Annotated in this window: 5 protein-coding genes and 2 pseudogenes; 6 read left to right on the top strand and 1 reads right to left on the bottom strand. The window is 50.9% G+C overall.

The genetic code is table 11. From position 1 onward, the window contains the following. Positions 1-162: 162 nt before the first annotated feature. The 3 genes and pseudogenes from NFS31_RS22575 to NFS31_RS28515 form a co-directional block, all read left to right on the top strand. On the top strand, positions 163-1,074 hold the full coding sequence (locus NFS31_RS22575; RefSeq protein ID WP_251500273.1) for a hypothetical protein: 912 nt from the start codon (positions 163-165) through the stop codon (positions 1,072-1,074). Between the two features lie 52 nt (positions 1,075-1,126). After that, positions 1,127-1,600, top strand: a complete 474-nt coding sequence (locus NFS31_RS28520) for an AAA family ATPase (protein ID WP_251500270.1) — start codon at positions 1,127-1,129, stop codon at positions 1,598-1,600. A gap of 144 nt (positions 1,601-1,744) precedes the next feature. Continuing rightward, positions 1,745-2,545 (top strand): annotated as a pseudogene (locus NFS31_RS28515) (P-loop NTPase family protein); the annotation flags it as partial. Positions 2,546-2,775: 230 nt separating this feature from the next. Here NFS31_RS28515 and NFS31_RS22560 read toward each other — a convergent pair. Continuing rightward, positions 2,776-3,972, bottom strand: coding sequence for a ribose-phosphate pyrophosphokinase (locus NFS31_RS22560; protein WP_251500265.1), 1,197 nt, complete (start codon positions 3,970-3,972; stop codon positions 2,776-2,778). 412 nt (positions 3,973-4,384) lie between these two features. On the opposite strand from NFS31_RS22560, the pseudogene NFS31_RS22555 reads away from it, so the two are divergent. The 3 genes and pseudogenes from NFS31_RS22555 to der form a co-directional block, all read left to right on the top strand. Then, positions 4,385-4,846: pseudogene (locus tag NFS31_RS22555) on the top strand (PD-(D/E)XK nuclease domain-containing protein); the annotation flags it as partial. A 299-nt stretch (positions 4,847-5,145) separates the two neighbouring features. Continuing rightward, on the top strand, positions 5,146-6,519 hold the full coding sequence (locus NFS31_RS22550) for a DUF512 domain-containing protein (RefSeq protein ID WP_251500259.1): 1,374 nt from the start codon (positions 5,146-5,148) through the stop codon (positions 6,517-6,519). Continuing rightward, a complete protein-coding gene (gene der / locus NFS31_RS22545) occupies positions 6,512-7,846 on the top strand; it encodes a ribosome biogenesis GTPase Der (protein WP_251500256.1) in 1,335 nt (444 codons plus the stop codon). Before NFS31_RS22550 ends, der begins: the two co-directional genes overlap by 8 nt. The last annotated feature ends 1 nt before the right edge of the window (position 7,847 follow it).

The raw sequence follows: 7,847 nt of genomic DNA, 5'->3' as shown, positions 1-7,847 counted from the left end.
TAACTTCGAGGTCGGACAACTTTAGGCTGCTTCAGCAGCCAGCCCAAACCCACCGGCTTTAGCCGGTGGTGGTTTAGTTATTGCATTAATCCTGCTAAAACAACAATTTATCACCGCTATTTGCCGTCTGGTTATACATACAGGAATTATTTTTTACAATATTTGTATCAAAAATTAAAGGAATATAATATAAATTATATCAGCAATGTAGAGCTTCTGGAGGAGAAAAGCCTGGAAGAGCAGGTTTTCAATGTGAAATATGACGCCGGGCACTGGAATGATCAGGGGTGTTTTTATGGAACCAGCCATCTTCTGGAAAAGATATCGGAGTATTTTCCTGGCGTCAGGCCATATTTACCAGATGATTTTATCTGTAGCTGGAGAGAGGAGGAGTCGCTTCCTGCTTCTCATTTCAGAATCCGGGAAATGGCGCCGTATTTTGCGAATCCGGCAGAAGGTGGGATTACAGAAAAAACAGCGGAATTTTCGTCGGTTCGTCTGAATGAAAATTATCCCGGCTTCGGCGTTTATAAGAACGAGAATCCGGGAAGCAGACAGTTACCCAGAGTTCTGTTTTTTCACGGCTCCTATTATAATTCACGCATACGATTTTATGATACGTCCTTTCAGGAGACATACCGGGTGCATAATTACGAAAATTTTATAGATTTTGACTATTATTTTAACCTGTTCCAGCCAGAGTGTGTGATTTTAGAGACAGCGGAGTACGCGACGACAAGAAACTATTTCAATATTGACAAGCTGAAGGCAAAACGCCTCAATCCGCCGCTCTCTCAGGTAATGCATACGCCGCACGATTCCTATGGTTTGCAGGAGCTTTCCTGCCATACAGAACGGCAGGATGGGATCACAACGATTGAAATCAACTTACATTCCAATCAGGAGGATATAACAGAGTATGATTTTGGGTATCTCGTGATGGGAGAGTATGTGTTTGATCTGGAGTTAGATGGAGAGCGCGCTGTCTGCGCGGCGGCCTCGGAATATGCGGCGGACAGCGCGTTTGATTCGGCGCGGGTCGAGCGGTTCGTAAAGCAGGGTGATGAAGATTGATTTCCTTCCCCAAACAGGGTATACTGTCTGTAACGGAAGGAGCGTGGGGGAAATGGGACTTTACTTAAACAGCAGAAAACCGCAGAATAACTACCGGGAAATTGTGCGTTCCGATTATTTTGTGGATAAAACGGGCTTGCTGGGGGAACTGATTCCCATTGTAGGGCCGGGCGAAAAGACCAGCGCCTTCTGCATGGGAACCGGGCAGAGCAATAAGTATATCTGTATCACAAGACCCCGCCGTTTTGGAAAGACGATTGCCGCCAACATGGTTGCCGCATATTTTGGAAAAGGGTATAACGGCCATGATATATCTGACGGCCTGGCGATCGGTGCGAACCCGGAATATGAAAAGCATCTGAACGGACATAATGTAATACATATTACATTTAGTGAAATGCCCGGGGATTGCTGCAGTTACCGGCAATATATTGACCGTATCCAGGATCGCCTGTTAAAAGATCTAATCAGCGAATATCCCCGGGCCCGGATTGATGAGGCAGACGCGCTTTGGGATATCTTATAGCAAACGACAAATAAATTTTCCGTTTGCTATAGCCCCTCCGGGGGATGCGCACGAATTTGCATAGGAAATATGCTGCTTACACAGCGCAAATCCGGCGCAGGAAACGGGCAAAACGAAAATCGTTTTGTCGTTTCCTATAACAATATTTATGAGCTGGAGGAAGCGGCAAAATTTATATTCGTATTGGATGAATGGGATTTTATTTTCCACAGGAGCTTTGTGTCTGACAGTGACAAAAACGCATATATTCATTTTTTGAGCAGCCTGCTAAAGGACCAGCCATATGTGGAGCTTGCCTATATGACCGGAATTCTTCCCATAGCAAAATATTCCAGCGGTTCAGAGCTGAACATGTTTTTTGAGTATACGATGGCCTCTGAGAAACGGTTCTGTGAATATTTCGGATTTCTGGAAACAGAGGTGGATCAGCTATATGAAACATACATTTCTGTAACGAAAGCGCCTGCGATCTCACGGGCGGCGCTGCGCGTATGGTATGATGGCTATCACACCATGTCCGGCCACAGGGTTTATAATCCCCGTTCCGTTGTCGCCGCGCTTACGAATAATAACCTGGGGAATTACTGGACCAGTTCAGGTCCGTATGATGAGATTTTTTACTATGTCGAAAAAAACGCCGGCGATGTAAGGGACGATCTTGCGCTTCTTGTGTCCGGCATTCCGGTTTATGCAAAGATCAGGGAATATGCGGCTACATCGATGAATCTGGCTACAAAAGATGAGATATTTTCAGCTATGGTGGTCTATGGCTTTCTGAGCGGCGAAGACGGAAAAGTGTCCATTCCGAATAAAGAACGGATGGATACGTTTGAGGAGATGCTTGTAAAGGAGCCGTCCCTGGGATACATCTATCGCCTTGCAAGGGAATCAGACAGGATGCTGAAAGCCACGCTGGCGGGGGAGACACAGGAGATGGAACGGATTCCCGCAGTGGGAATGGCGTTTGACAGGACGAATAAAAAGCATCGCTGTAAGGTAGAAACGCTGAGGGAACAGACTGTGCCGTGACGGCAGGGCATTCTATACCTGCTGTTTAAGTACCGTTATTTTATAGGTATAGGGAGATTTTTTAGTTCAGGGAACGGTTACCCCCACCCCATTCACATCCGCATGGGATGGGGTGGGGTGGGGGTAACCGTTCGTTTTTCTGTCCGCTACCGCTGCCGATCCGCCTGCATATTGTACCGCCGGATCAGCTTCTGGATCTTTGCGGTCGGCGTCAGGGCGTTTTCGAGAGAGACGTTATGGTTCAGGGAGTTGATGATTGCGGCAATGAATTTGCTCATATCCGCCTCCACATACCATCCGCGGTTTAAAAGATCCGCGGGGCGGTAGTTTAAGTTTGTGGTAACCACACAGTCTAAGTAGCCTTTTTCGTAGAACTCGTCAAACTTCTCAAGGCCGTTGGTGAAGAGGCCGAAGGTGGCGCAGACCACGACGCGCTTTGCCTTCCGCTCCTTGAGGGCCCTGGCGGTGTCGAGCATGCTCTCGCCGGAGGAGATCATGTCGTCGATGATGAGGACGGTCTTGCCTTCCACCGAGGAGCCCAGGAATTCGTGGGCCACAATGGGGTTGCGCCCGTTTATAATGCGCGAGTAGTCGCGGCGCTTGTAAAACATGCCCATATCCGTCCCTAAGTTGTTGGCAAGGTACACGGCTCGGGGCATGGCGCCCTCGTCGGGGCTGATGACCATCAGGTGCTCCTTGTCGATTTTTAAGGTCTTGTCATGCGCAAACAGCGCCTTGACGAACTGGTAGGTGGGCATGAAATTGTCAAAGCCGTTTAAGGGGATCGCATTCTGCACGCGCGGATCGTGCGCGTCAAAGGTGATGATATTGCTGACGCCCATCTGGATCAGCTCCTCTAACATCATGGCGCAGTCTAAGGACTCGCGGCTGCTGCGCTTGTGCTGCCTGCCCTCATAAAGGAAGGGCATGATCACATTGACCCGGTGCGCGGTGGCCACGGTAGCGCCGATGATCCGCTTCAGATCCTGGAAATGGTCGTCCGGCGACATATGGTTCGTAAAGCCGCTCATGCGGTAGGTCAGGCTGTAATTGGTCACATCCACCATGGCGTAGATGTCCGTGCCGCGGACGGATTCATGGATTGTTCCCTTGGCCTCGCCGCTGCCAAAGCGCGGGCAGGAGCACTTTAAGAGATAGGAATCCTCGTCATAACCGCGGTACTGCAGGTTCTTCTGCCTTTTTGTAAGCTCCTCGATATCATTGCGGCGAAAATGGATAATGTGCTCATTGACCTTGTCCGCGAGCTGGCGGCAGCTCTCCAGGGCGGCGATTTTGAGCGGCGCAACTGGCAGTGTGTCATTAAAAACGTAGTCGTTCGACATGCTTTTTCTCCTCCGGAGAGCCGGGCGGGACCCGGCCCGAATTTTGTATAATTCTTTTATATCATCCTGCCGCGGGGGCGTCAATAGGAAAAACGGATTTGTTTATGCCTGATAAGCTTTCTCTTTTTTTTCACCGAAGGTTCTCCTTGCCGGATCTGCGGCTTTGCCGGGCTGCAAATCCATTGGTTTTTTATAGATTATAACAAGGACGGCATGCGGTTCTCAATAAGATTCGCATAAAAATGCAGGCAGAACGAATTTTATATCCGTTTACATTGAACTGCCCGCCCAAAGTTGTTATACTGTTTAGAAAGGAAAGGGGGGTAAACATGCTGTGGCAAGAGTAATCGGCATTGGGTACCAGGATTTTGCAGATCTGATTGACAGCGGCTGTTTCTATGTGGACAAGACGGAATTTATCCGGGCATTGCTTCTTGGAAATATGAAAGAGATGAACGCTTATATGAACCGCATTGCGCTGGCTGCCTTCAGCTATTTCGACACCGGTAACCGCCCGTCAGGCGCAGAGCCGGAACGGTTCTATCACGGATTCGTACTGGGGCTTATGGTCGAACTGGCCGACCGGTACGTGATTACTTCAAACCGGGAGAGCGGCTTCGGCAGGTATGATGTGATGCTAAAGCCGCGAAAGGATGAGGACGACGCTGTCATTCTGGAATTTAAAATGCATGATGCGGATGAAGAAACGGATCTTCAGGATACGGTGAATGCGGCATTAAGGCAGATTGAAGCGATGAACTATAAAGAAGCTTTGATAGCAGAAGGAATAAGCGAAGAAAGAATACGGGCATATGGTTTTGGATTTGAAGGGAAGAGAGTGTTGATTGGACAGGCTGGATGTGAGGAGCCGTGAAAGGGGACGCTGGAGACGGCGGCCCTTTCACGATTTTAAACCTCCCCGTCCCCAAACCTTTACAAAAAAGCCAGTTATTGCTATGATACTATTAATTCATATACTTATGGAATAAAATCTTAGTATAAATGATTTTAATTAGCTTTATGCTATTCTGTCGAAAGAACAGGTACATCACTATGCCCAAGATATTTTATATCATAAAGTTATTTGAAATCACTTATATTAGCTAAAAATCAACCGCAATCAACCAATACATGATCCTTAAATAAATACACTGACAAAACGGAGCACACACCATGAATAAAAAAGGCCATCTAATCAAATCCGTCGCCCCCGGCTCCATCGCCGAGGAGCTGGATCTCGCGCCCGGGGATATCCTTTTGAGCATTGACGGCGAGGAGATCGAGGATATTTTTGACTATCAATACAAGATAAACAGCGAAGCCATCACCATGCTGGTGAGAAAGGCGGACGGCGAGGAGTGGGAGCTGGAGATCGAGCACGCGTACGAGGATCCGGGCTTAAATTTTGAGAACGGCCTGATGAGCGAGTACCGCTCATGCCAGAACAAGTGCATCTTCTGCTTCATTGACCAGATGCCGCCCGGCATGCGGGATACGCTTTATTTTAAGGACGATGATTCCAGGCTTTCGTTCCTGCAGGGCAATTATGTGACACTGACGAATATGAAGGATCACGACATCGAGCGGATCATCCGCTTTAAGCTCGCGCCGATCAATATTTCCGTGCAAACCATGAATCCGGAGCTTCGCTGCCGGATGCTGAATAACCGTTTTGCGGGCGAGGCATTAAAGCGCATCGGACGGCTTTATGAGGCGGGGATCCCCATGAACGGCCAGATCGTGCTGTGTAAAGGGATCAACGACGGGGAGGAGCTGGAGCGCTCGATCCGCGGGCTGGGGGAATATGCGCCCTGCATGGAGAGCGTCTCTGTGGTCCCGGCCGGGCTTTCGCGGTTCCGCGACGGCTTATATCCGCTTAAGCTGTTTACAAAGGAGGAGGCCGGGGAGGTGATTGACTGCGTTGAGCGGTGGCAGAAGGTCTTTTTTGCGCGGCACGGGATTCATTTTATTCACGCCAGCGATGAATTTTATCTGCTGGCGGAAAGAACGCTGCCGGAGGAGGCGCGCTATGACGGCTACCTGCAGCTTGAAAACGGGGTAGGCATGCTGCGGGCCCTTAAAGAGGAGATCCGGGAGGCGCTTTCGCAGCTTTCCGACGACGGGGAGAGCGGGGAGGTCTCGATCGCCACGGGAACGCTCGCTTATCCTTATATAAGACGGTTTGCGGATGAGGTTCAGGCCGTCTTTCCGGGGCGGAGGGCGCATGTCTATGCGATCCGCAATGAATTTTTCGGGGAAACGATCACTGTGGCGGGGCTGATTACCGGATGCGATCTGGCAAAGCAGCTTTCGGGAAGGCCCCTGGGGGAGCGCCTTCTTCTTCCGTGCGCGATGTTCCGCAGCGGCGAGGAGGTTTTTTTGGATGATATGACCCGCGAAGAGCTACAAAATGCTTTACAAGTGCGGGTGGATATTGTAAAATCAAGCGGACGTGACTTTGTGGAGGCGATCCTGCGCCCGGTGGAGAATGCGCCGGAGCACGGGGCGTATGAGCTGGAAGACATAGCGGAGGAATATAATGAGTAAAACGAAACCGGTAGTGGCTGTGGTGGGGCGTCCGAACGTGGGAAAATCAACCCTGTTTAACGTCCTGGCCGGCAGCATGATTTCGATTGTGAAGGATACGCCGGGCGTGACAAGGGACCGCATCTATGCGGACGGGACGTGGTTAAACCATGCCTTTACCCTGATCGATACGGGCGGCATAGAGCCGGAATCAAAGGATATTATCCTGTCCCAGATGAGGGAGCAGGCGGAGATTGCGATCGCGACAGCGGATGTGATCGTGTTTATTGTGGATGTGCGCCAGGGCATGACGGACGCGGATTCCAAAGTGGCGGACATGCTCAGGAAGTCGAAAAAGCCGGTGGTCCTGGCCGTGAATAAGGTGGACAGCTTTGAAAAGTTCGGCAATGATGTCTACGAATTCTACAATCTGGGGATCGGGGATCCGATCCCGATCTCGGCGGCCTCGCGCCTGGGCCTGGGCGAGCTTTTAGACGCCGTGGCCGCCCATTTCCCGGAGGACGCGCCCGAAGAGGAGGAGGATGAGCGCCCGCGGATCGCGATTGTGGGCAAGCCCAATGTGGGCAAGTCCTCGATTGTCAACAAGCTCCTGGGCGAAAACCGGGTGATTGTGTCGGATATCGCGGGCACCACGCGCGACGCGGTGGATACGGAGATCGTACACAACGGGACGGAGTATGTGTTCATCGACACCGCGGGGCTGCGCAGGAAGAACAAGATCAAAGAGGAGCTGGAGCGCTACAGCATCATCCGGGCCGTGACGGCGATTGAGCGGGCCGACGTGGTCCTGGTGGTCATTGACGCACAGGAGGGCGTAACCGAGCAGGACGCCAAAATTGCCGGGATCGCCCATGAGCGGGGCAAGGGCATCATCGTGGCCGTCAACAAATGGGACGCGGTGGAAAAGACTGACAAGACCATTTACGAGTACACGAACCGTTTAAAGACGATCCTCTCCTTTATGCCCTATGCGCAGTACCTGTTCGTCTCCGCCCTGACGGGGCAGCGGCTTTTAAAGCTTTACGATATGATCGACCTGGTGCGCCAGAACCAGACGCTGCGCGTGGCTACGGGCGTGCTCAATGAGATCATGTCCGAGGCCGTGGCCTTACAGCAGCCGCCGTCCGACAAGGGGAAGCGGTTAAAGCTTTACTATATCACGCAGGTTTCGGTCAAGCCGCCGACTTTTGTGATCTTTGTAAATGACAAAAAGCTGATGCATTTTTCCTACACGAGGTATCTGGAAAACCGAATCCGCGATGCATTTGGCTTTAAGGGTACGTCGCTCCGGTTCTTTATCCGGGAGCGCAAGGGAAAGGAGCAGTGAG

Source organism: Otoolea muris (assembly GCF_943193115.1).
Taxonomy (GTDB): domain Bacteria; phylum Bacillota; class Clostridia; order Lachnospirales; family Lachnospiraceae; genus Otoolea; species Otoolea muris.
This window is presented reverse-complemented; position numbering and strand designations above follow the sequence as displayed.

Coding starts and splice junctions, on each gene's coding strand:
- NFS31_RS28520 (WP_251500270.1), top strand. CDS start 1,127: ATGGGACTTTACTTAAACAGCAGAAAACCGCAGAATAACTACCGGGAA.
- NFS31_RS22560 (WP_251500265.1), bottom strand. CDS start 3,972: ATGTCGAACGACTACGTTTTTAATGACACACTGCCAGTTGCGCCGCTC.
- NFS31_RS22550 (WP_251500259.1), top strand. CDS start 5,146: ATGAATAAAAAAGGCCATCTAATCAAATCCGTCGCCCCCGGCTCCATC.
- der (WP_251500256.1), top strand. CDS start 6,512: ATGAGTAAAACGAAACCGGTAGTGGCTGTGGTGGGGCGTCCGAACGTG.